Genomic DNA, 21,698 nt, shown 5'->3' on the forward strand with positions numbered 1-21,698 from the left:
GGGGTCCGATTTTACAATATGGTTTGCCGGGATAGTGTTTGTTACCTCCGGTCGAAAAGAGTTATTTTCAACCGGGCATCGCCGTTACCCGCGCGGGTTTCTACCTGCCGGACCAAAGAACATATTTGTCCGGACATACGACGGATGGGTATGAAGAACGTCGATATGGCGATTGAGGGAAACGTCCTCACCATACGCGTGGATCTCGGGAAAGAGTTCGGCGAATCGAAGAGCGGGAAGTCGATCACGATCGCCTCCACCGAGGGCAACGTTGCGGTGCCGGGGCACGAGGATATCAAGATCGGCTTAAACATCTACCGAAAAAAGTGATCGATGCCCTCACGTCCGGGCGCCGGCGCACCGGAGCGATCCGTGAACCGCCCGGATGGGACAGCGGTCGCAGAGGGGCGATTTTTTGCAGATGGTCTTACCGAGGTGCACGATCTGGGCATGGTAGTCGTTGAAGAGGTCTGCGTCCGCTTCGAGGTTCTCCGAGAAGAGGCGTTGCATCCGGTCGTACGACGCCCCTTCGGGGAGGAGGCCGTAGCGTGAGAATATTTTCCGGGTGTAGGCGTCGACGACAAAGACCGGTTTTTTGCAGGCATACAGCAGGATGGTATCCACCGTCTCCTTCCCGAGACCCCGGATCGCGAGCAGACGCTCGCGCAGGGCACCGGTCTCCACGGCCGCCATCACCGCCGGATCGGCCCGGAACTCCGCAACGTAGACCCTGGCAAACTCCCGGACCCGCTCCGCCTTCTGGTTATAATACCGTGATGGGACGATCAGGCGGGCGATATCTTCGGTGTCGGCCGCGGCGAGACGGTGTGGGTCGAGCAACCCGGCCCCCGCGAGGCCGCGGACGGCCTGCGCCGCGTTCGTCCAGGAGACGTTCTGGGTGAGGATCGCCCCGATCATCGTCTCAAAGGGCGTCTCTGCAGGCCACCAGTGCTGGTGACCGAACGCCGCGAGGAGGGCGCCGTAGGTATCGAGCAGGTCTTCGGCAAGGGATGCCGTCATCGACGGGCATCCTCCTGCCACCAGGGTTTTGCGGCGATCGGCATCCGCCAGTCGGTGCTGAAGGCCCGTGGGGTCACCCTGAGCCCGGGGGCAGCCTGCCGGCGCTTGAACTCAGCCTGCCCGATCATCCGGAAGACCTCGCGGACGCTCTCCGCGGGGAACCCGGCGGCGACGATCTCGTCTAGAGACTCAAAGCAGTCAACGTGGCGGTGCAGGATAGCGTCGAGGATGTCGTAGGGGGGGAGGACCTCCTGGTCGATCTGGCCTGGCCGGAGCTCCGCGGAGGGAGGCTTTTCAAGCACCCGCACGGGGATGACGGGGCGCTTCGCGTTCAGCCATCGGGCTATCCGGTAGACCGCCCCCTTAGGTACGTCGGCGATTACAGAGAGTCCTCCCGCCATATCCCCGTAGAGGGTGGCGTAGCCGACCGCCGCCTCCGACTTGTTTCCGGTCGAAAGCAGCATGGAGCAAAATTTGTTTGCGAGGGCCATCAGGACCGTCGCCCGGATCCTGGCCTGCAGGTTCTCTTCGGTGATGTCCCGGGGCCTGCCGGCGAAGACCCCCGCGAGGGCCCCGTCGAACGCCTCCATCATCGGCGCGATCGGGATGCACTCCACCCGGATACCAAGGTTCTCCGCAACCTCCCGCGCATCTTCGATGCTTTCGGAGGAGGTGTAGGGAGAGGGAAGGAGCACCCCGACGACGTTTTCCGGCCCGAGCGCCCGGGCAGCGATTGCTGCCACGAGCGATGAGTCGATCCCTCCGGAGAGGCCGAGGAAAGCCGATGTAAAGCCGCACTTATGAACATAGTCGCGGGTGCCGAGCACCAGCGCCCGCCAGATCTCGGACTCGGGTGCCGGGTCTTCGGGGGTGACCGTCTGCGGGACGGGGCGGGCGAGATCGACAGTCACGGTATCCTCGGCAAACGCTGCGCCGCGGGCGATGAGAGTCCCGTCGGCACTGAAGACGGAACTCCTGCCGTCAAAGATCAGGTCGTCGTTCCCGCCGACGAGGTTCGCTCTGGCGATTGCAACCCGGTGGTCCTTTGCGCTGCGGGAGAGCGCCTCTTCGCGCCGGCCCTGCATGCCCGCGGTAAACGGCGATGCGGCGAGGTTTACGATCACCTCCGCGCCGGCGCGGACCAGTTCCCCCGCCGTGGAGCAGGACCGGCCGCACCCGAACTCCTCGCCGATAGCGACTCCGACCTTCCTCCCGCCGAGGCAAAAGACCCCGGGAGACCCGGGTGCCGGCTCAAAATAACGGTCTTCGTCGAAGAGGCCCGGGGAGAGACAGGATTTTCGGAACGGCTCCTCTACCGCCCCGTCCCGGATGAGGGCGGCGGCATTGAAGAGCGGCCTGCCTCTGCCGGAGGTATTCGGCTCGGCAAAACCAACGAGCACCGGCGGTGAGCCGGCAAGATCGACGGCCAGGTCTTCGAGGACGGTGCGGCCTCGCTTGATGAATCCCCGATCGAGGAGCAGGTCGCGGCACGGGCATCCGGGCAGGGATAGTTCCGGAGTCACGATCAGGTCCGGCCGCAAGCGGGATATCTCCGCAACCCCTGTCGCCATCCGGTCGGCGTTTCCGGAAAGGTCGCCGACGACTGTATCCACCTGGAGGAGTGCGATCTTCATGGTTTCTCCCGGTTCGTCCTGATTAATAATACTGAAAATGACGGGATATGCTTTTGCATACCGTCGTTCTCCCGGGACCCCGGTCCGGTTCCGGGGGCGAAGGTATGTCCGGAGGACGACCGACCGTCCGGTCACGGTTCGCCCCGGGTGAGATGAAAGGGGCGAACATCCAGTCAATATACGCTACCCTGTCCGGCTCAATCGTCGTAAAGAACACGGACTTCTGCGTCGTCGTCGATATCGCCTGCGTACGGGAGATCGACGACGACTGCACCGTCCTCAAGGATATCGCCTATCTCGAGGTATATCCCTGCAGGAAACTCTCGCTCTTCTGTTCTGCCATCGGAACGCTTGACATACGCCCACATACTGTATCTCCATGAGTCCATTTCTTCAGGGCTCCCGGGTAGCACCGGACCCGGACAGGAACCTCAAACCCGGTGCACTTGCGAGAGCATACTCCTACTCCAGTATCAGATAATAGTCAAATAAAGAGTTTCCTGTATCAAATACCATAAAATCACTGCATATTCCAGATTTCAGGACTGTCGTGCGCAAAAGCGCAGGACAGACGGTCGGCGGAGAACGGCACCTCTCCCGAATCTCCAGGAGAGCAGTCGGATCCTGTGTTTGTCGCGGCCCCCCAACCGCCGCCGGGTTGACTGCACCGTCATCTATATCATGACAGCGGCGAGGAAGTGCATACATGCGCATCGGGCTCCTCTCCGACACACACGACAATCTCCAGATGGTGGATGCGGCCGTCGAGCACCTGAACCAGGAGCGGATAGACCTGGCGCTCCATGCCGGGGACTATGTGTCGCCGTTTGTCGTCCCGCGGCTGGCGAGGCTGAGATCGCCCATGATCGGAGTTCTCGGGAACAACGACGGCGATCATCACCTTCTTTCGGCACGGTTCGCAGAGCATGAACACCTCAGCCTGCGGGGGGCCTTTGCTGCCGTCACCGCGGGCGGCATGACGATCGGGCTGCTCCACGGTGATGACCGGGAACTTCTGCAGGCGCTCATCGGGCGAAAAGCCTTCGACGTCATTGTCCATGGCCATACCCACCAGGCGGAAGTCCGGACGCCTGGCGGGACCGTGGTCGTGAATCCCGGGGAGGCCTGCGGTTACCTGACCGGCCGACCGACCGTCGCCGTGCTGGATACGGTGACCCGGGACGTGGAACTGCTCTCCCTCTGAGGGGAAAGATGAAAAAGTGTGGTGCGGGTTATGGCGCAGCCGGTCCGTCGGGCTCTTTGCCGAGTTCTCTCCCGATATCCCAGGCCGGAGTGCCGGCATACCCGAGATCCACTCTGAGGATCGCCTCTGAAGTGTCGAGAGCGGCGGGCACATCAAAGTAGAGATAGCCTTTCAGCGACTCATATCGCTCCAGCGTCTTTCTGTCAAAAGACTCGCCAAGCGAAGTGAACGACGGGACCTCCAGGGGCTCGTACGCGGTCCCCTGGCACTCAAGGACGAACGCCTCTCGTCCGGGCGTCTCGATGGCATAGAGGTCGGAGTCACCCCTGTGCCCGAGATTTGTCGACTTGACGACGACAAGGAGGAACTTACGTCCGTCTCCCGCCTCAACTTCCGCCGTTGATTCATTGTTCGGGACCTCCTCGTATGCCGTTGCGGTCCGGGTCGACTCAACGAGCAGCGAGACCATGTTCTCCCCGGATGGGTCGTCGTAGGTGAACCGTTCCATGAGAGGCAGTCTTACCGGAGTCGGTGCGACAACGACCGGGTCGGTTTTGTCCGGAACGGCAGGCGCCTCCCGGGTCAGGACGCCGGCGCCGGTGCTCGCAGGCTGCATCTCGACAGCCTGCTGGCTGACTGTTTCAAGGCCTTTTGATGCCGTGTCAAGGTCGTTGAGCGCCGTCGGAACCGGGTCCTCGTCGGCATCCATGGGGTCAAGAAGGCTCTCGCTTGCCGTGGAGTATGCCGAAAGCGACCTGACGAACTCGTCCTTGATGGGCTGCTGCTCCAGAGGTACCTGGAGCGGCTGCACCTCGCCGAGCAGCCTGGTGGAGAACGCATGCAGGTCGTCCGCCGCGCTGGAGGCAGCGTCTGTGTCCCCTCGGTAGAGAGCGTGGGCATGCTCCATCGAGAGCCTCATCAGGCGGATGCTGTTCGCGTTGATCAATTTGATTAACCGCTCGTCGCCGGGACTGCCGGTTCCCCCGGGGTGTGCAACAGCCGGGCTGTCGTTCTCCGACCCGGCAGACGTCAGGGACTCTGTTTCGGTTCCGGAAACCTCGATTCCGGTTGAGGCGGCATCAGAGAGTTCCTCTTCATCTGAGGCGTTTTCCCCGTTTTGGGGTGGTGAAACTCCGGAGGGTTCCGTTGCGTTCTCCGCCGCCGGAAGGCTGGCAGGTGAGAACGATAAGAATTCCCCCGACTCCAGCGCCGTGAACCCCTGGCCTGAGTCGGCACCGGCTGGTACGGCGATGAGGAAAGCCGCACAGACGGCAATCCCAAAGAAAACCAGAACGTTCGCAGGGTGCTTGCTCATGGAGATTTTTCTTTAACTCATTTAATATAAATATTATTATATTTAATATTGCAAAAAAAGGCTCTCCGGCACAACCGTTTCCGAAAGAGACGGAACTCCGCTTCCGGAGGCTCGCACCAGGAACAACCGGCCGCACTTCTGCCCGAATCATCCCGTTGGGCCAGGTTTCGGGCGAAGAGGAGGAAAAACTCTTTCCGAGAGAGGTGCTGCTCCCGGTCCGAGCGATAAACTCACGGTCTTTCGATAAAATCTTAATTCCTGACTTCTTCCGTTTTCCGGGGGGAAGGTACGCCAGCCCGGGGAAACCTATATGTACTCTTACGGGTCACCGGGAATAAGAGGACGACCTATGGAGATCGTGAAGATTCCAAATATGAATAAAGCGGAGTACGACGAGCTCATCGAAGAGGGATACATCAGTCGTATCGCATTTCAGGGGAGCAAATATCCGTACATCGCCCCGTTCATGTACGTCTTTGACGGAAAATTTCTCTACTTTCTGGCGACCCGATACGGCAGGAAGAACGACCTCTTCCGGCAGCACCCCTACGTCTCCGTCGAGATTGAAAAGTATTCAAGCGACCTCTCCTGCTACACTTTCGTGACCATGCAGGGGTATCTCGTGCAACTTGAGGACGCGATTGAGAAGAAGATCATCAGGGAAAAGTTTGTGAACATGATCAAGGCGCACAACCTCTCCCCGAACATCCTTGCCGCGCTCGGCCACAAGCCCGAAGAGCCGATTGAGGTGATTGCCTCCGAAGAACGCTCGAATATCTGGAAACTCACCGGCGTAACCGATATCGTCGCCTTAAAAAACCTCTGATCCGATTCCTTCCGGACAGTACCGGGAATAGACGAAGCCCCCCCGGTGGGGCGGTTCCCTTCTCCACCCGGCGGATGATGCCGCGCCGTAAGAACCTCCCCGTGCCCCCCCGGCAACGCCTCCGGGATGAGGCCGGGAACGTTCCGCCGGGCTCTATAGCCATGAGTCCCAACGGTTTTTCGCAAAGAGGCGTATCCGGGTCATGATCCGTATCGAAGAAGAGTGGATCGATCTCGTCGCGGCGCTTGCGCGGGCGGACTCACCGGAGCGGGTATACGTCGTCGGGGCGACGGACAGCGGAAAGACGACGCTCTGCCGTTACCTCGTCGACGAGACCGCAGCGCACATGAGGACGGCATACGTCGACTGCGATATGGGGCAGTCCCGGATCGGCCCGCCGACGACCGAGGGAATGATCCTCCACTCCGGCACGCCGGCGCCGCCCGACCGGCCCTACCTCCGATTCGTCGGTTCAACGTCTCCGGGAGGCCACTTCATCCAGACGCTGACGGGAGCAAAGCGCCTTGTCGAGAAGGCCGCCGAACTCTCGGCCGGCGTCACCGTCATCGACTCGCCCGGGCTCATCTCCGGCGGGGTAGGCGCCGAATTTCAGTTCCAGATGGTTGACCTGCTCCGGCCCACCCGGATTGTCGCTCTCCAGCACGGGCGGGAACTGGAACGATTGCTTGCGAACTTCGCCCGGAACGGTGCAATGACGGTCCACCGGTTCCCCGTCTCCCCTGCGGCTGTGGCCCGGACGGCCGCCGGGCGGCGTCGTTACCGTGAGGAGCGTTTCAGAGCCTATTTTGCCGATGCCCGGTCTCAGGACGTCCTGCTCCGGGGGCTCGGGCTCCAGGGCCGGGTGCCCGATGTGAGGAACCCCCGCACTGTCGAAGGACGGCTGGTCTCCTTCAACGACCCCGACAACTTCGTTATTGCCCTCGGCATCGTCGAAGACCTCTCCCCCGGAGGAGACCGATTTGAGGTCTTTGCTCCACCTTTCGACCCGGCCGCCGTCGCATCGGTCCGGTTCGGATCAATCTTCCTGAACCTTGATGCGAATCCCGGTTCGATGGCGTCCTCTTGGCGCTGAAGCCTCCTCATGCCGGGAAGAACGAGAGGAAGAGTACGTACACCGCTGTCTGGGCGATGGTGAGCGGGATGCCGATCCGGGCAAATTCTCCAAACGTCAGCGTTTCGCCGTCCCTCTCCGCACCCTGGATGACGATGACGTTGCTTGCAGCCCCGAGGACCAGCATGTTCCCGGCGATGGTGCTGCCGGCCGCAAGCGCCATCATGCCCACCGTGGAGGTCCCGAGGTGCGCGAGAACGGGGAGAGAAAGGGCGACGAAAGGGACGTTCGAGACGAACTGGGAGACGATAACGCTTGTTGCGGCGATGACCGGGACGGCAGTGAGATCGAGCGAACTCTCCTCAATGAGCGGCTGGAAGAACCCGGACTGCCAAACGCTCGCCATAAGGACAAAGAGACCGGCGAAAAAAGCCAGTGTCGGCCAGTCGATCCTGCGGACGATCCCGAGCCGTCGCCGGCTCCCGACGAGGACGGGTATGGCCGCAACGACCGCGATCCAGGTCGGCCGGATCTCGAACCCCGGGACGAGGAGGGCCGCGGCGATCATGACCCCGATCAGGAGAACGAGCAGGATGAGCGAGAGGCGGGAGAGGGCCGCGAGGGTCGGGTCGCGGATCTCCTCTTTGCGGTGGACCAGCGGGGCGGTAGCGTTGAACTCCTCCGGAAACGCTCTGGCAAGGAAGACGTAGGCGAGCAGGAGCGAGATCGCCGTCGGAACGCCCAGGTAGAGCGGGAACGTGATGAACGGGTCCGGAACACTGCCCGAGAGTGCGATGAGCAGGTTCTGCGGGTTCCCGATGGGGCTTGCGACACTTCCTGTCGTGACGGCGAATGCAAGTGCGAGCAGCAGGGGTTTTGGAGAGATGCCGTGCCGCCGGGCGAGATAGAGCATCAGCGGGGTGCCGACGACCGCGAGCGTATCGTTCATCAAGAGCGCCGAGAGCGTGCCGCCGCCGATGAGGATGAAAAAGATCAGGCGCCGGACCGATGCCGCCCGGGAGACGAGGTGAAAGGAGAGGTGGTAGAGGTAACCGCTCTCCGTGAGCGCCTCCCCGATAACGAACATAAAGAAGAGGAAGAGCATCACGTCGAGGTTGATGGACGCGAGCGCATCCTCCGGGGTGATCGCTCCCGTCACCAGAACGGCGGCGGCACCCAGAAGCATCACCTGCCAGATGCGGAAGTTGACGTTCCCGATCCTGCGGACCGCGATCAGGAGAAAGACAATGATGAGAACGACGAGCGGAATGAGGGAGCCCATGGTATCGCCGGCGGGAGGGGTGCGGTTATCGAGAGTTCACACGCTACCAAAAAAGATGCCCGGGGACATTCGGCCTCTCAGGCCTCCTCTCCCACGGTATAGTTGATGACGCTCTCAGAGATATCGCCCGAATATTCCCCGATCCTCCGGATACTGTCTGTAATCTGCCCCATGGGGATCGCCGTCACCGCATCGAGCAGGAGCACCCGGGTATTGATCTCGCGGGTCAGCTTCTCGAGGTCGTGCACCCTCTGAAGGGTTGCGTTTGCCTTCCTGGTGTCTCCCGTATGAAACGCCTCCATACTCCAGGAGAAGATGTCCAGGGCAAGCGAGCTCGCCTTTTCTATGAGGTCGAGCGTCGCCGCCTCGACATCGCGGTCGATCAGGTTGAGAGCGTTATACGCCACCCGGGTCGCGTGGTCGGCTATCCGCTCAATGATCCTGCTGACCTGATAGTAATACGCCGCCTGGTTTATCGGGATGCCCATCCGGCGGGAGAGTGCAGCATCGATCACGATGAGGTTGTCCTGCCGCGTAATAAGCCAGTGCAGTCGGTCCACCTCCGTATCCCGCTCGATGACGCTCCGGGCAAGCGCCGCGTCCTGTCCCCGTATGGCGGTCATGGCGTCCTGCTGCATGCCCCGTGCCAGCAGATGCATCCGTTTTATAGTATTTTCGAACGGCATCTCTGCGGGGTTGAGGAGATCCTTGATCGTTATCGAGGAGTCCGTCTCGCTGACCACTTCCTGCCCGATCGCCATCTGCGTGAACTCCCGGACCAACTGCAGGACAAACGGGGGCAGCCTTCCTTTCGACTCGAGGCGGATGGCCGTGAACCCGGCGACGTATGCCCCTACAAGAAGGCGAAGCAGGTAGATGCGATCTGTGGTGGGGCCGACCTCAAAGACCCGGGTCCGGTAGGTCGGCTCCCCGTTGATCTTCGGGATGACCAGGAGCGACCCGTCGGGCTGCGCAACCAGCCCCACAGGATCGTTCTTCTGGATGTTCGCAGCCTTGATCCACTGTTTCGGCAGGGATACGATGTACGACGAACCCCCGGTGATCTGAACCTTTCTGATCTCCATGAATTGATAAGCGTTGGCGCCACGATGATATATGTATTCTGTTTTTTATATACGTCGCCCTTTTTTATTTGAGGTATATATACCTCCATGGTCTCCTTCGGGAACGCCTATCCATCCGGCATACGGACGTAATGAGCATGGTCCGGGTGATGGAGGGGCGGCCGACGGTGTCGCACTCAGAGAACTGTCACACCGGAGAAGAGGGGACCGGGTCCGGTATTGCGGATGGGAAAGACACCCACACGATCCCTTCGGACACCATGCCGCCCGACGGAAATCTCGGGTCCGCCGGGTCCGGCACTGCTCGTAACCGTTTCCGGCGGCAGCTCCGCGAGGGGACCGCGCGGGTACTCCTGTTCTGTTCTGCAGTTTTCGCCGTCGTTGCCGTCTTCTTCATCATCTTCTTCCTGGCCCGGAACGGCTATCCGATCTTTGAGCAGGCCGGAGTCTGGAACTTTCTGACCGGCGGGGTCTGGAACCCGACGGGAGCGCCTCCGCAGTATGGTATTTTTCCGCTGATCGCCGGCACGCTCCTTGTTACGCTTGGTGCGATGGCGCTTGCCATCCCGCTCGGAATTGCGGTTGCCGTCGTCCTCGCCGAACTTGCGCCGCCCCGGGTTCGTGCTGTCATGAAGCCCGCCATTGAACTCCTGGCGGGGATACCTTCAGTGGTCTACGGGTTCTTCGGTCTCATCGTCCTGACCAACTGGATTCGCATTACCTTCGATGTCCCATCCGGCGAGTCCTGGTTTGCCGCCTCCGTCCTGCTCGGCATCATGGCTCTTCCGACGATTGTCAGCGTCTCGGAGGATGCAATCAGCGCCGTGCCCCGGTCATACCGGGAGGGGTCCCTTGCACTCGGGGCAACGCGCTGGCAGACGATCACCGGGGTCGTTATCCCCGGGGCGCTCTCCGGCATCACCGCTGCAATCATCCTCGGGATGGGACGGGCCATCGGTGAGACGATGGCGGTGATCATGGTCGCCGGCAACGCAGGCATCGTTCCCGAACCGCTCTGGAACGTCCTCTCTCCGGTTCGGACGCTCACCGGGACGCTGGGCATCGAGATGGGGGAGGTTGCCGTCGGCAGCGCCCATTACCACGCGCTCTTCGGGGTCGCGGTCGTCCTTCTCGCGATCACTCTCCTGGTTAATCTCCTCGCGCGGGGCATCCTTGCGCGGATGAGCGAGCGGCACACCGCGACTGCATCGCGCGGGGTCCGGTGGAGGGGGAACGGTACGACAACGTCCTATGCTTACGTGGGTCTTGGCATCGGCGCATTCGGGGTCCTTACGGCAGCCACCGATATCCTGGTTGCCGCCGTCGTCGCGGTCGCTCTGCTCGGGGCGATGTACGCCCGGAACCGGATATCCCCGAAAATCAGCGAAAAGATCGCGTTCGGGTTCCTGTATGCTGCCGCCGGCGTCGTGCTCTTCATCCTCGGCGTCATTCTCTTCGACGTCGTCTACAACGGCATGCCGGCGCTCTCCTGGGAGTTCCTGACCGCCCCGCCGAGCAACCTCGGTCGGGCGGGCGGTGTCGGCCCGGCAATCCTTGGGACCCTCTACCTGGTCGGGGGCGCCATCCTCTTTGCCCTCCCTCTCGGCATCGGTGCCGCCGTCTACCTGAACGAGTACACCCGGAAAGGGCGGATCAGCGAGATCATCAGAACGGGCGTCGACCTTCTGAACGGCACACCGTCCATCGTCTTCGGCCTCTTCGGGTTCGCGTTCCTGGTGCTCTACCTGGACCTCGGGGTATCGCTGCTCGCCGGCCAGATCACGCTGGCGCTGATGATCCTCCCCACCATCATCCGGACGACCGAAGAAGCGTTAAAGAGTATCCCCGGCGGTGTCAGGGAGGGGAGCCTCGCCCTCGGGGCGACGCCCTGGCAGACCATCCGGCGGGTCGTGCTCCCCCCGGCGGTGCCGGGAATCCTGACCGGCACGATCCTCAGCATAGGGCGGGCCGCCGGAGAGACCGCACCGATCCTCTTCACCGCGGTCGTGTTCTCCCGGCGGCTCCTCCCCACGTCGGTGCTGGAACCGGTAATGGCGCTCCCCTATCACCTCTTCATCCTGGCAACCAGCGTCCCCGGGGCACGGGATAACCAGTACGGGACGGCGCTGGTGCTCCTCGTACTGGTGGTGGCCATTTACCTTATTGCAATCGTCATCCGAAACCACTACCAGAAATCAGTTCGCTGGTGATCTTCGATGCAGAGAGACGACAGTATCCTTACAACGGAACACCTGAATTTCTATTACGGCGACAACCAGGCCCTTTACGACATATCGATCTCGATCCCGAAAAACCGGGTCACCGCGCTGATCGGGCCGTCCGGATGCGGGAAATCGACCCTCCTGCGCTGTTTCGACCGGTTAAGCGACCTTGTCGAGAACGTCAGGATCGAGGGCCGGATCCTCTTTGGGACCAGGAATATCCGCGACCCCGATTGCGATGTCGTGGACCTCCGGAAACGGATCGGGATGGTTTTCCAGAAGCCGAACCCTTTCCCCTCGTCCATCTACGACAACATCGCATACGGGCCCCGTGTCCATGGGGTCCGCAACAGGGATACCCTGGATGGTATCGTGCAGGAGAGCCTGAAGAAGGCTGCTCTCTGGGATGAGGTGGCCGACCGGCTCAACAACTCCGCGATGGGGCTCTCGGGCGGACAGCAGCAACGGCTCTGCATCGCAAGAACGCTTGCGGTCGAGCCCGAGATCATCCTCATGGACGAGCCCTGCTCCTCGCTCGATCCTATCGCCACCTCAAAAATTGAGAGCCTCATCAATACCCTCAAGGAACACTACACGGTCGTCATCGTGACCCACAACATGCAGCAGGCGGCCCGGGTCAGCGACTTTGTGGGGTTCATGTACCTTGGGCGGCTGGTGGAGTTCGGGCCGACCACCCGGATCTTTGAGAACCCGCAGGAAGAGTTGACCAACAACTACGTAACGGGACGTTTCGGGTAGATCTCATGGGAGAAAAATTTCACGAAGAACTCAACGGCTTAAAGGACTTTGTCCTTGAACAGGGGGCGTTTGCCCACGGCATGCTCTCGGACTCGATGATCGCCCTGCAGAACCAGAACCCCGGGCTTGCCGCGCGCGTATACGAACAGAGGAGGGAACTCGCCGACCGGAGTCAGGCCATCGAAGAGACGGCGCTCCGCCTCATCGCGCTCTACCAGCCCGTGGCACGCGATCTCCGTTCTATCGTCTGCGCGCTCCGGATGAACTACGCGCTCTATCGGATCGGCCGGTACGGGAAGGATATCGCACAACTCTTGGACGGGCTCTCGACAAGCCCCCATGTGGGGGACCTGATGAGCCTGCCGCACATGGGCGACCTGGTCTCTGCCATGATCGCCGATGCCCTCGATGCCTACCGGACCGAGACTGTCGGGCCCGTCGTTGACATGTCGCGCCGGGACGATGTCGTGGACAAACTTCGGTACACCATCTTCCGGGAGGGCCTCACGCATATGATGGAGGACCCGCAGACGATCACCCGGTGTATCGACTACGTGATGATCGCACGTTACCTGGAGCGTTGTGCCGATCACGCCTGTGATATCGCCGAACAGGTCTGTTATATGGTCACGGGCGAGCGGGTGGAAGTGAAGTGATGCGACGGCTCCGCCGTCTTCTTTTTCGTGAGTGCTTGTGTGTCCCAAAACCCGCGTCCCGCCCGGTGACAGCGCCGTCTTACGGTCTCGGCCGGTGAAGTGAAGCATATCGGGCGCGCAGGAGTGAGTGGGGCGTCGAAGGTAAGGGGCTCTCCTGAGAACAGCGGAAATAATGCGGTTAGAGAGAAGAGGACACGCGAAAAGACGACGTCAAGGGGGGAAGTGTCTTGTGCGGATCCAGATCTCTCTATGGTTACTTGGCCCGGTTTATTATTTAAATATTTCTCAATAGAAGGGATTAAAAAGAGGACGGTTTTGCCCGGTTGCCCGGCGTTAACGAATCAACGTGCAGGAGCCGCCCTGGTTCTCGCTGCTCGTGGTTCCGGCCCCTCTACAACCGGGTTTTCCGGATGTGCAGTCCATTCGGTGAACGATCCCTCGTAAAGCCGGACGCTTGGGTAGAGGTAAAACCACTTCAAGAGGACGAACTCGTTCGTGGCCTCCCGACCGGTCCCGCATGAGCAGATGATGTTTCTGCTCCGGTCGATGCCGTGTTCCTCCAGGATTATATCGAGTTCGTCGTTGGATTTGAGCAGTGTCGGGTTTGTGTCGTCCATCAGGCCTCTCCAGGGCAGGCTGAGCGCGCCGGGGATATGGCCTGCCTTTCGCCAGGGTCCCTGCCCTTCATAGAACTTTGTCGGCCGTGCATCGAGCACGATCACGTCGTCATCGTCCTTGACCTGCAGGAACTCCTCGTATCCGATGGCGTAGTCGTCGCGAGGCTCGACGATGAAATCGGACGGTTCGACGGAGGGATACTCCTGCGAGAGTTCCCGATTTTCACTCTTCCACGTATCGATCCCGCCGTCAAGAATATAAACCATGTTGTGCCCGTACTTTGCCAGGGAATAGGCCATCATCGTCTGCGCAAGCCCCTCGCCCCTGCCGGAGAACACGCCTTTCCCGGTATAGACGACGACCGGTGAGTCGGTCGACAGCCCCGCTCGCCGGAACGCCTCCTGTATGCAGGCGTTCGGGCTGTATGTCGTCGGGAAGCCATGGTTGGATACCCGCAGGAACCCCTCGGTCAGGTAGACGGCACCGGGGATATGCTCCTTGATGTAGTCGTGCACGTCCGGCTGAACGTCGACGATTGTCAGGTTGCTGTCGTACAGGTGGTCGGCCAGCCAGTCCGTGTTCACCAGTTTGACCTTCCCCTCGCCGCGGGGATAAGGAACGTTCTGCCGGTCGCTTGAGGCCTGGAGACGTTCTATGCCGCCGGGGGTAAACATCTTCTCTTCCATTTCCATCACCTGATTCGCTGGTATTCCCACTGGAGGCCAGTGAGTCCGGTCTCTTTCCGGCTTTGAGATCACATATACCTTGTGCAGGATGTGGTATGGCAACTCCTGGCGCTCCTGAAAGGGAGGTCTCAAGCGCGGGGGTATCAACCACAGCAGTCGGGGAACCGGGAAGGTACATCCGGCGTTCGCTACGCGCCCGGCAGTCGGGGCGATATGCGACTGGCCGCAGGGCAGGAACTTGAGAAAACGCAAAGCGTTTTCGAACTGCGGCTGGCCGCAGGGTCAGAGCAGGGGCGCCGGAGGTACGCAAGCCTCGTAATGCCTTCAGACTGCGACCATCCGGAGCAGGCAGGCGGTTTCAACAAACCTGAAAACTGAAACCCTCCCTCACGCCCCGGAGGTCTCCGGGCTGATCTCGATGCTCTCCCCGGGCGAGAGAATCCTGACCCGGATCGCCGTCGTCCGCTCGATGGTCCGTTTGAAGTTCTCCAGGTCCTGCCGGATGGCGGGGGAGGTATCGTAGTGCATCGGGATCACCAGCCGCGCCCCGGTGTACCGGGCCGCGACCATCGCCTCCTCGGGGCCCATCGTAAAGCGCCCCCCGACGGGAAGGAGCGCCACATCTGGTCGGTAGAGGTCCCGGATGAGTTGCATATCCGAGAAGAGCGCTGTATCACCGGCGTGATAGACGCTGGTGCCGTCCATCGTGATGACGAACCCCGCGGCGGCACCGCCGTAAAAGCCCATCCCCTCGTCTTCCAGCCATGAGGAGTGAAGCGCGGGGGTCATCGTGAACCGGACGCCGTCGACGGAGATGCTGCCGCCGATGTTCATGGGTTCGGCAGGAACGCCCTTCGCTGCCAGGTACTTCGCCACCTCGTTGATGGCGACCGTCTTCTTTCTCAACTGTGCCGCAATGCCCAGATGATCGGCATGGGCGTGCGTCACAGCAACGATATCGGGCTCCACGGGGAGCGAGCCTCCCGGGATGAAGGGGTCGATGAGGACCGTCCGCGATCCGGCGAGCGAGAAGCATGCGTGGCCAAGCCAGGTCAACATCATGGAGAAAAGATCGACCTTGTCCGTTAAAAAATGTTCAGGAGAATAAGCAGGAGGGTGGACCGGGGAGGTTAAAACTCCCCTAGATCGATCGCCTCGGTGATGTCTATCGCCTCGGAAAGGCCATCGTTGGCGACACCGCGCGTCATCATTTCGGAAAGATCACGGTCTTCCATCACGTCCCGGATCCGCTCCAGATACGGGTCGAGTGTGGTGTCCTTCTGCTGCTCGATCACATGACGATACTCACGAAGTGTGGAGGGACTCACGTCAAGTTCCTCGCTGATCTCCTTCATTGTCTTCCCCGAATCAAGAAGGTCCGACACCGCCCGCTGATCGAACGGCATCTTGAAATCGAGCTCCCTGAAGAGTTTGAGGCGGACCCGGGCGCGTGCCACGGTCTTGCTTAGTTTCTCATCGCCGAGCGCCCGTGCAATCTCGGTATCGTTCTTGCCGTCATAATACGCAACCACGAGTTTTGCGAGCTGTCGGGGGGTCAGTTTGGTCTTGAAATACCCCTGATCGAGAATCTCCCGCATGATCAGGGCAATTTCACGCTCAACTGCGTCGCGATCCCGGAGAGTACCGTGAACCTTCCTCATCGGTTCAACGATTTTCTTCTTGTTCGTGATGGTCGTGAACAGCTCAAGGAGCTGCTGCTTGCGGGTGTCTTCTGCCATGTCCGTGTCTCTCTCGTCCTGTATTCCGCCGTCTGGTCCTGAGGGTCCAGTCATGGACCATCTCAAGTATATATAGTTTCTCCCCACCCGGGGGCGTAACGTTCCCTACATTACAATCGCTAACATTTAAAACTTGCTATCTAATCCGTTGAAAGAGAAAGATCATTTCGGTCGATGTAATTATTTCTTCCGGGATATTGCCGACCGTGAAAAAGAAACTCCATATTCACCCCGTTTCCGGGATGATTGTGATCTCGCGCGGAGGAGAACCATTCTTTATTAGCACCGGCGCTCAAGTGTACTGCAGAACTATGGCCGAGATGAGCGATATCTACGAGAAAGTCATGGAAGTAGCCAGAAGACGCGGTTTTGTCTGGCCGTCATCCGAAATATACGGGTCAGTTGCCGGGTTCATCGATTACGGCCCTCTCGGCGCGATGATGAAGAGGAACATCGAGAACCTCTGGCGGTCGTTCTACGTCTTTCAGGAAGGCTACTACGAGATCGAATGCCCCACCGTTGGGAGTGAAGCAACCTTCGTCGCATCCGGTCATGTTAAAGAATTTGCCGATAAGATGGTGCAGTGCCCCCACTGCGGCGAGTACCTCCGCGCTGATCACGTCGCGGCAGAGAACGGCATCGAGAATGCCGGCACGCTCCCGGCGGAGGCGCTTCAGGCGGTACTCTATGAACTGCCCTGCCCCTCATGCAAGGAGCGGCTGGGAGATGCGGGCGTCTTTGCGTTCAACCTGATGTTTCAGACCACCGTCGGTCCGGGGTCGCAACGAAAGGGTTACCTGCGCCCCGAGACCGCCCAGGGCATCTTCACCGACTTCCCCCGGCTTTTGCGTTTCTACCGGGACAAACTCCCCTTCGGCGCCGTCCAGATCGGGAAGTCCTATCGGAACGAGATCTCTCCGCGTCAGGGTATGATCCGGCTCAGGGAGTTCTCCCAGGCCGAGGCCGAGATCTTCGTCCACCCCGACGAGAAGAACCACCCCGCCTTCCACCGCTACGCGGATTATGAAGTGCCCCTCCTCACCATCGCGCGGCAATTTGCCGGCCAGGAGCCGGCCGCCACCACGATGCGCGCCGCCGTGGCCGAAAGGCTGATCGCAAACGAGTACGTCGCCTACTACGTCGCGCTCACGCACCAGCTCCTGACCGCCATCGGCGTGAACCCGGCAAAACTCCGGTTCCGCCAGCACCTTCCCGACGAACGGGCGCACTATGCGGCCGACTGCTGGGACGCCGAGGTCTACTCCGGGCGGTTCGGGTGGGTGGAGGTCGTCGGCATCGCCGACCGCACCAACTACGACCTGCGCTCGCACGCGGAGCACTCCGGCACCTCGATGACGGTCTTCATCCCCTACGACGAGCCGAAACGGGTCACGAAACGGCGGATCGTAGCCGATATGGGTGTCCTCGGCCCCCGGTACCGCGGCAAAGCGAAGGCGATTGCGGATGCCCTGGCCGCTTCGGACCCCGGGGAGGACGGCGCGCGGGTCACCGTCGACGGCGAAGAGATCTTCATCCCCGCCGACCTCTACCAGGTCCGGGAGGAGGAGGTGGAGGTCCGCGGCGAAGAGGTGATGCCCCACGTCATCGAGCCGTCATACGGGATCGACCGGATGATCTACGTTGCGCTGGAGCACAGTTACGCCGAGGAGGAGGTCGAAGGCGAGACCCGGAAGGTGCTCCGGCTCCCGCCGGCGGTGGCGCCCGTCCAGGTCGCCGTCTTCCCGCTGATGAACCGGGACGGTCTCGATACGATCGCACAGACGATCACGGAAAGGCTCGCCCGGTGCCGCGTCCTCGCGCAGTATGACGATTCCGGTGCCATCGGCAGGCGTTACCGGAGACAGGACGAGGTCGGGACGCCTTTTGCCGTCACCGTCGACTACGATACGCTCGAGGACAACACCGCCACCGTCAGGGACCGCGACAGCATGGAGCAGGTCCGGGTGCCTATCGAACGCCTGCCCGCGATCCTCTCCGCACTTATCTCCGGCGCCGCCACGTTCCATGAACTCAAGGCATGACCTATCTCTCTCACCCGCTGATCCGGTCGGAAAGCATTGAGGAACGGCGATACCAACTCTCCATTGCGCTCCGGGCGCTTGACGCGAACACGATGGTCGTCCTCCCGACCGGTCTCGGGAAGACCGCCGTCGCGCTCATCGTCGCTGCCTCCCGCCTTCATTCTCATCCGGGGAGAGTGCTCATGCTTGCGCCCACAAAGCCCCTGGTCGAGCAACACCTCCGTTTTTTCAAGCAGTTCTTGCTCTCTCCCGACGGCTCCGAGCCGGAAGAGACCTATTTTGCCATGTTCACCGGGGACACTTCCCCGGAGGAGCGGACCCGGGCCTGGGAAGCGTGCCGGGTCTGTTTCGCCACCCCGCAGGTGATCAAGAACGACTGCCTGGCAGGGCGGTACAGCCTCGCCGACGTCGTCCTGCTGGTCGTGGACGAGTGCCACCGGGCGGTGGGGAACTACGCCTACGTCTTCCTCGCCGACCATTACTGCACCACGGCGAGGGATCCCCTGTTGCTCGCGATGACCGCCTCTCCCGGCGGCGACCCGGCGAAGGTGCAGGAGGTCTGCAGCAACCTCCATATCGGGGCGGTCGAGACACGGGTCGAGACCGACGAGGACGTCCGTCCCTACATCCACGAGCGCGATATCCACTACGTCGACGTCTACCTGCCCGAAGAACTGCAGGCGGCGCTGGTCGTCCTCCGGGGGCTCGTGGAGTCGCGCCTTACCCGGCTCGAGAACCTTCACTTCCGGGTCCCGAAACCGGACCACCTCTCGATAAAGGCGCTCAACGCCCTCAATGCCCAGATCCAGCAGCGTATTCGGGCACGCGACCCTTCGGCGTTCATCGCAGCGTCCCTGCACGCCGAGTGCATGAAACTCCGCCACGCCATATCGCTTACTGAAACTCAAGGGAGCGAGGCGCTCAAACTCTACCTCGCCCGGCTCGGTTCGGAAGGGGCTTCGAGTTCCGGGAGCAAGGCGAGCAGGCGGCTCGTCGGCGACCCCGCCTACCGGCACCTCGTCGAGGTCGCCGGCGGCTGGAAGGAGGAACTCCATCCCAAGGTCGGCATCGTCCGCGAGCTGGTGCGGGCGCAACTTGCGGCGCACCCGGACAGCCGGATCATCGTCTTTGCCACCTACCGCGACACGGTCCAGACGCTTGTCGACGCCCTCTCCGCGGACGGGATTGCCTGCGAACGGTTCGTCGGCCAGGCCTCCCGGGATGCGGAACGGGGCCTCTCACAGAAGGAGCAGATCGCGAGTCTCGCCCGGTTCAGGGAGGGTGCGTTCAAGTGCCTGATCGCGACTTCGGTGGGCGAGGAGGGGCTCGACGTCCCCTCGACGGACATGGTGATCTTTTACGAAGCCGTCCCTTCGGAGATCCGGAGCATTCAGCGGAAGGGGCGGACCGGACGAAGCGGCAGCGGGACAATCGTCGTTCTGGTGACGAAAGGCACGTCGGACGAGGCGTTTCGGTACGTGAGCCAGACCCGGGAGCGGGCCATGGTGACGGGGATCCGGAGCATGAGCACGGCGCCCGCACCCGCACCGGCCGTCCCGGCTGCTACCAGACAGGTGAATATCCTGGAGTTTGCTCCCGCAGGGCCGGCGATCACCGTCGACGACCGGGAGACGGCATCGAGGGTCGCCAGCCGCCTGCACGAACTCGGGGCGTCGATAACGATCGAGCGTCTCGAATCCGGCGACTACGCCATCGGCGACCGTATCCTCGTCGAGCGCAAGACCGTGCAGGACTTCATGAACACCCTTGTCGAACGGGATCTCTTCGGGCAGATCCGGGCCATGGCCGAGGCGGTGCCGCGTCCCGTCCTGATCATCGAGGGGGAAGACGACCTGTATGCGGTGCGGAACATCCACCCGAACGCCGTCCGCGGCACGCTTGCCGCCATCACGGTCGATATGGGGGTCGCGCTGCTGCGCACGAAGGATGCCGACGACACCGCCGAGGTGCTCTACGTCCTCGCACAGCGGGAGAGGAGCGAGCGGGGAGAACACAAAGTGCATCCGAAGAAGTCCTACCGGTCGGTCCGCGAAGAGCAGGAGTACGCACTTGCTGCGTTCCCGAACATCGGTCTTAAGAGTGCGCGGTTCCTGCTCGAACACTTCGGGTCGCTCAAGGCAATCATCGATGCCGAGCCGGAAGAACTGGCATCCGTGCACGGGATCGGGGAAAAGACCGCACACGGCATATGGGACCTTGCCCGCAGGCCTTATCGCTGACCCAGTCTCTTGAGCGCCTTTGCGCCCTTCTCGACCGCTGTCATCAGGGCCAGGCACTCATCGGCTCTCTGCTCGTTTTGGATGCGCTCACAGAGGCGGATGATCGTCTGCTCGATCTCCGCGGCAACCTGATTTTGAGGTGTCGGGACAGCCGGTGCAGGCGACGGTGATTGCGTCGGCTCGGGGGAGGCCGGTGCAGAAAGAGAGGTTTCGGATGTCGTGAGCGGGCAGATGACGCACTGTGTCTTTCCCTTGTACTCGAACAGGGGATACCCGCAGACTTTACAGGATTTCGCGAGCATCTTTCCGCCCTTCAGGAGATACTCAGCCATGACTTCGTCAGCCTTATCAGCCGCCATTTCGTCGAACACCCTTAATGAACTTATATATGTCTGGATGCCATTAATAATAGAGGGGTAAATGCAATGGCAAGTCCAGACGAAACAATACGGCTCTGTATCCAGATGCTGCAGAATATCAGCGAGGATTCCACCATCCCACGCAATATCCGGCGCGTCGCAGATGAGACGAAGGCGGTTCTCCAGGACGAATCCCGGACGATTGGTCTGCGCGCCGCAACCGCAATCTCTATGATCGATGAGATCAGCAACGACCCGAACATGCCGGTCCACGCACGGACCCGCATCTGGGAACTGGTATCGCAGCTGGAAACGGTACCTCTCGACTGAGCCGCTTATTCTTGAACGATTCCGGCAACATCCGAGCAGAGTGATATTTTACGGCGCCTATCTGCACCGTATCACCTCTTGCTCGTTGCACGGCGCCCTGAGTCCTCCTTATTTCCCATGTTCAGCCGAGGACGGTGACGTGGACCGTTCTCCGACGGTTTTCCCGCACATCGAGTTCTAAGAGAACGAGCTGCTGCCAGGTGCCGCACGCGAGCCTGCCATCGATAACCGGAACGGAGAGCGACGGTCCGACAATCGCCGCCCGGACATGGGACCGCCCGTTGCCGTCGCCCCATGCCGCATCGTGCGCGTAGGCGATATCGGCTGGGGCGAGGACCGAGAGCGCCCGGGAAAGATCGGCGAGCACGCCGGGCTCATACTCGATGGTGGTGACGGCGGCGGTCGAGCCGGTGGCAAAGATGTTCACCAGCCCCTCCCGCACGCCGCTCCCGGCGACCGCCTGCTCGATATGGGGTGTGAGGTTGACGACATCTCCCTCACCGTGCGTATCTACCTGAATCGTCGTATGAAAAAACATTACGGATACCTCGTCGAAATGTCCTGTTGTCCCCTATCCGGATAAAACCCGCGGAAGGATAAATAGGATCA

General features: G+C 61.2%; 21 protein-coding genes. 11 read left to right on the forward strand and 10 right to left on the reverse strand.

Going from position 1 to position 21,698, the window contains the following annotated elements; genetic code table 11:
* Nucleotides 1–150 precede the first annotated feature (150 nt).
* Nucleotides 151–330: a hypothetical protein gene (locus BRA42_RS00380; protein ID WP_292407850.1), complete on the forward strand. Its 180-nt coding sequence runs from the start codon at nucleotides 151–153 to the stop codon at nucleotides 328–330.
* 9 nt (nucleotides 331–339) lie between these two features.
* Here the strand turns inward: BRA42_RS00380 and BRA42_RS00385 are convergent, their stop codons facing one another.
* Together BRA42_RS00385 and BRA42_RS00390 are read right to left on the reverse strand one after the other, a co-directional pair.
* Nucleotides 340–1,020 carry an endonuclease III domain-containing protein gene (locus BRA42_RS00385; RefSeq protein ID WP_292407853.1) on the reverse strand — a complete coding sequence of 227 codons (681 nt, stop codon included), beginning with the start codon at nucleotides 1,018–1,020 and terminating at the stop codon, nucleotides 340–342.
* Nucleotides 1,017–2,654 carry an NAD+ synthase gene (locus BRA42_RS00390; RefSeq protein ID WP_292407857.1) on the reverse strand — a complete coding sequence of 546 codons (1,638 nt, stop codon included), beginning with the start codon at nucleotides 2,652–2,654 and terminating at the stop codon, nucleotides 1,017–1,019. Before BRA42_RS00390 ends, BRA42_RS00385 begins: the two co-directional genes overlap by 4 nt.
* A gap of 104 nt (nucleotides 2,655–2,758) precedes the next feature.
* On the opposite strand from BRA42_RS00390, the gene BRA42_RS00395 reads away from it, so the two are divergent.
* Both BRA42_RS00395 and BRA42_RS00400 read left to right on the forward strand, forming a co-directional pair.
* A complete protein-coding gene (locus tag BRA42_RS00395) occupies nucleotides 2,759–3,037 on the forward strand; it encodes a hypothetical protein (protein WP_292407860.1) in 279 nt (92 codons plus the stop codon).
* 323 nt (nucleotides 3,038–3,360) lie between these two features.
* On the forward strand, nucleotides 3,361–3,858 hold the full coding sequence (locus BRA42_RS00400) for a metallophosphoesterase (protein WP_292407862.1): 498 nt from the start codon (nucleotides 3,361–3,363) through the stop codon (nucleotides 3,856–3,858).
* A gap of 28 nt (nucleotides 3,859–3,886) precedes the next feature.
* On the opposite strand, the gene BRA42_RS00405 is transcribed toward BRA42_RS00400, so the two are convergent.
* Nucleotides 3,887–5,173, reverse strand: a complete 1,287-nt coding sequence (locus BRA42_RS00405) for a hypothetical protein (RefSeq protein ID WP_342770392.1) — start codon at nucleotides 5,171–5,173, stop codon at nucleotides 3,887–3,889.
* Nucleotides 5,174–5,522: 349 nt separating this feature from the next.
* On the opposite strand from BRA42_RS00405, the gene BRA42_RS00410 reads away from it, so the two are divergent.
* Nucleotides 5,523–5,999 carry a pyridoxamine 5'-phosphate oxidase family protein gene (locus BRA42_RS00410; protein WP_292407868.1) on the forward strand — a complete coding sequence of 159 codons (477 nt, stop codon included), beginning with the start codon at nucleotides 5,523–5,525 and terminating at the stop codon, nucleotides 5,997–5,999.
* Nucleotides 6,000–6,201: 202 nt separating this feature from the next.
* Nucleotides 6,202–7,092 carry a polynucleotide 5'-hydroxyl-kinase gene (locus BRA42_RS00415; RefSeq protein WP_292407871.1) on the forward strand — a complete coding sequence of 297 codons (891 nt, stop codon included), beginning with the start codon at nucleotides 6,202–6,204 and terminating at the stop codon, nucleotides 7,090–7,092.
* A 7-nt stretch (nucleotides 7,093–7,099) separates the two neighbouring features.
* Here BRA42_RS00415 and BRA42_RS00420 read toward each other — a convergent pair whose 3' ends face one another.
* Together BRA42_RS00420 and BRA42_RS00425 are read right to left on the reverse strand one after the other, a co-directional pair.
* Nucleotides 7,100–8,353, reverse strand: a complete 1,254-nt coding sequence (locus tag BRA42_RS00420) for an SLC13 family permease (protein WP_292407874.1) — start codon at nucleotides 8,351–8,353, stop codon at nucleotides 7,100–7,102.
* Nucleotides 8,354–8,430: 77 nt separating this feature from the next.
* Nucleotides 8,431–9,438: a phosphate uptake regulator PhoU gene (locus BRA42_RS00425; protein WP_292407879.1), complete on the reverse strand. Its 1,008-nt coding sequence runs from the start codon at nucleotides 9,436–9,438 to the stop codon at nucleotides 8,431–8,433.
* Between the two features lie 260 nt (nucleotides 9,439–9,698).
* Here BRA42_RS00425 and pstA point away from each other — a divergent pair, with 260 nt between their 5' ends.
* Genes pstA through phoU form a run of 3 tightly spaced genes read left to right on the forward strand, consistent with a single transcriptional unit; the run spans nucleotide 9,699 to nucleotide 13,075 of the window.
* On the forward strand, nucleotides 9,699–11,648 hold the full coding sequence (pstA, locus tag BRA42_RS00430) for a phosphate ABC transporter permease PstA (protein ID WP_394339227.1): 1,950 nt from the start codon (nucleotides 9,699–9,701) through the stop codon (nucleotides 11,646–11,648).
* A gap of 6 nt (nucleotides 11,649–11,654) precedes the next feature.
* On the forward strand, nucleotides 11,655–12,419 hold the full coding sequence (gene pstB, locus BRA42_RS00435; protein ID WP_292407884.1) for a phosphate ABC transporter ATP-binding protein PstB: 765 nt from the start codon (nucleotides 11,655–11,657) through the stop codon (nucleotides 12,417–12,419).
* Nucleotides 12,420–12,424: 5 nt separating this feature from the next.
* Complete coding sequence (gene phoU, locus BRA42_RS00440; RefSeq protein ID WP_342770391.1) at nucleotides 12,425–13,075, forward strand: phosphate signaling complex protein PhoU; 651 nt, start codon at nucleotides 12,425–12,427, stop codon at nucleotides 13,073–13,075.
* A gap of 341 nt (nucleotides 13,076–13,416) precedes the next feature.
* Here phoU and BRA42_RS00445 read toward each other — a convergent pair whose 3' ends face one another.
* From BRA42_RS00445 to BRA42_RS00455, 3 genes are all read right to left on the reverse strand, one after another.
* Nucleotides 13,417–14,379 (reverse strand): sulfurtransferase, encoded by a 963-nt coding sequence (locus BRA42_RS00445; protein ID WP_292407889.1) that lies wholly within the window; start codon nucleotides 14,377–14,379, stop codon nucleotides 13,417–13,419.
* 387 nt (nucleotides 14,380–14,766) lie between these two features.
* Nucleotides 14,767–15,441 (reverse strand): metal-dependent hydrolase, encoded by a 675-nt coding sequence (locus BRA42_RS00450; RefSeq protein ID WP_292407891.1) that lies wholly within the window; start codon nucleotides 15,439–15,441, stop codon nucleotides 14,767–14,769.
* Between the two features lie 68 nt (nucleotides 15,442–15,509).
* A complete protein-coding gene (locus BRA42_RS00455; protein ID WP_292407893.1) occupies nucleotides 15,510–16,118 on the reverse strand; it encodes a response regulator receiver protein in 609 nt (202 codons plus the stop codon).
* 320 nt (nucleotides 16,119–16,438) lie between these two features.
* Between BRA42_RS00455 and glyS the strand changes: the two genes are divergently transcribed.
* Together glyS and BRA42_RS00465 are read left to right on the forward strand one after the other, a co-directional pair.
* Nucleotides 16,439–18,160 (forward strand): glycine--tRNA ligase, encoded by a 1,722-nt coding sequence (glyS, locus tag BRA42_RS00460; RefSeq protein WP_292408032.1) that lies wholly within the window; start codon nucleotides 16,439–16,441, stop codon nucleotides 18,158–18,160.
* Nucleotides 18,157–20,400 carry a DEAD/DEAH box helicase gene (locus tag BRA42_RS00465; RefSeq protein WP_292407896.1) on the forward strand — a complete coding sequence of 748 codons (2,244 nt, stop codon included), beginning with the start codon at nucleotides 18,157–18,159 and terminating at the stop codon, nucleotides 20,398–20,400. The genes glyS and BRA42_RS00465 overlap by 4 nt, the downstream gene beginning before the upstream one ends.
* On the opposite strand, the gene BRA42_RS00470 is transcribed toward BRA42_RS00465, so the two are convergent.
* Nucleotides 20,391–20,759, reverse strand: coding sequence for an Sjogren's syndrome/scleroderma autoantigen 1 family protein (locus BRA42_RS00470; RefSeq protein ID WP_292407899.1), 369 nt, complete (start codon nucleotides 20,757–20,759; stop codon nucleotides 20,391–20,393). The genes BRA42_RS00465 and BRA42_RS00470 overlap by 10 nt on opposite strands.
* Before the next feature lie 66 nt (nucleotides 20,760–20,825).
* Between BRA42_RS00470 and BRA42_RS00475 the strand changes: the two genes are divergently transcribed.
* Entirely contained in the window at nucleotides 20,826–21,089 is a 264-nt protein-coding gene (locus BRA42_RS00475; protein WP_292407902.1) for a UPF0147 family protein, read from the forward strand.
* Between the two features lie 121 nt (nucleotides 21,090–21,210).
* Here the strand turns inward: BRA42_RS00475 and BRA42_RS00480 are convergent, their stop codons facing one another.
* Entirely contained in the window at nucleotides 21,211–21,627 is a 417-nt protein-coding gene (locus BRA42_RS00480) for a secondary thiamine-phosphate synthase enzyme YjbQ (RefSeq protein WP_292407904.1), read from the reverse strand.
* Nucleotides 21,628–21,698 lie beyond the last annotated feature (71 nt).

The organism is Methanoculleus sp. UBA374 (assembly GCA_002508705.1).
GTDB lineage: Archaea > Halobacteriota > Methanomicrobia > Methanomicrobiales > Methanoculleaceae > Methanoculleus > Methanoculleus palmolei.

Excerpts from the sequence above, each read along its gene's own strand:
- BRA42_RS00475 (WP_292407902.1), top strand. The coding sequence starts at position 20,826 with ATGGCAAGTCCAGACGAAACAATACGGCTCTGTATCCAGATGCTGCAG.
- BRA42_RS00455 (WP_292407893.1), bottom strand. The coding sequence starts at position 16,118 with ATGGCAGAAGACACCCGCAAGCAGCAGCTCCTTGAGCTGTTCACGACC.
- BRA42_RS00465 (WP_292407896.1), top strand. The coding sequence starts at position 18,157 with ATGACCTATCTCTCTCACCCGCTGATCCGGTCGGAAAGCATTGAGGAA.
- BRA42_RS00405 (WP_342770392.1), bottom strand. The coding sequence starts at position 5,173 with ATGAGCAAGCACCCTGCGAACGTTCTGGTTTTCTTTGGGATTGCCGTC.
- BRA42_RS00480 (WP_292407904.1), bottom strand. The coding sequence starts at position 21,627 with ATGTTTTTTCATACGACGATTCAGGTAGATACGCACGGTGAGGGAGAT.
- pstB (WP_292407884.1), top strand. The coding sequence starts at position 11,655 with ATGCAGAGAGACGACAGTATCCTTACAACGGAACACCTGAATTTCTAT.
- BRA42_RS00470 (WP_292407899.1), bottom strand. The coding sequence starts at position 20,759 with ATGGCGGCTGATAAGGCTGACGAAGTCATGGCTGAGTATCTCCTGAAG.
- phoU (WP_342770391.1), top strand. The coding sequence starts at position 12,425 with ATGGGAGAAAAATTTCACGAAGAACTCAACGGCTTAAAGGACTTTGTC.
- BRA42_RS00395 (WP_292407860.1), top strand. The coding sequence starts at position 2,759 with ATGTCCGGAGGACGACCGACCGTCCGGTCACGGTTCGCCCCGGGTGAG.
- BRA42_RS00420 (WP_292407874.1), bottom strand. The coding sequence starts at position 8,353 with ATGGGCTCCCTCATTCCGCTCGTCGTTCTCATCATTGTCTTTCTCCTG.
- BRA42_RS00380 (WP_292407850.1), top strand. The coding sequence starts at position 151 with ATGAAGAACGTCGATATGGCGATTGAGGGAAACGTCCTCACCATACGC.
- BRA42_RS00385 (WP_292407853.1), bottom strand. The coding sequence starts at position 1,020 with ATGACGGCATCCCTTGCCGAAGACCTGCTCGATACCTACGGCGCCCTC.
- BRA42_RS00400 (WP_292407862.1), top strand. The coding sequence starts at position 3,361 with ATGCGCATCGGGCTCCTCTCCGACACACACGACAATCTCCAGATGGTG.
- BRA42_RS00445 (WP_292407889.1), bottom strand. The coding sequence starts at position 14,379 with ATGGAAGAGAAGATGTTTACCCCCGGCGGCATAGAACGTCTCCAGGCC.
- pstA (WP_394339227.1), top strand. The coding sequence starts at position 9,699 with ATGCCGCCCGACGGAAATCTCGGGTCCGCCGGGTCCGGCACTGCTCGT.
- glyS (WP_292408032.1), top strand. The coding sequence starts at position 16,439 with ATGAGCGATATCTACGAGAAAGTCATGGAAGTAGCCAGAAGACGCGGT.
- BRA42_RS00390 (WP_292407857.1), bottom strand. The coding sequence starts at position 2,654 with ATGAAGATCGCACTCCTCCAGGTGGATACAGTCGTCGGCGACCTTTCC.
- BRA42_RS00450 (WP_292407891.1), bottom strand. The coding sequence starts at position 15,441 with ATGATGTTGACCTGGCTTGGCCACGCATGCTTCTCGCTCGCCGGATCG.
- BRA42_RS00415 (WP_292407871.1), top strand. The coding sequence starts at position 6,202 with ATGATCCGTATCGAAGAAGAGTGGATCGATCTCGTCGCGGCGCTTGCG.
- BRA42_RS00425 (WP_292407879.1), bottom strand. The coding sequence starts at position 9,438 with ATGGAGATCAGAAAGGTTCAGATCACCGGGGGTTCGTCGTACATCGTA.
- BRA42_RS00410 (WP_292407868.1), top strand. The coding sequence starts at position 5,523 with ATGGAGATCGTGAAGATTCCAAATATGAATAAAGCGGAGTACGACGAG.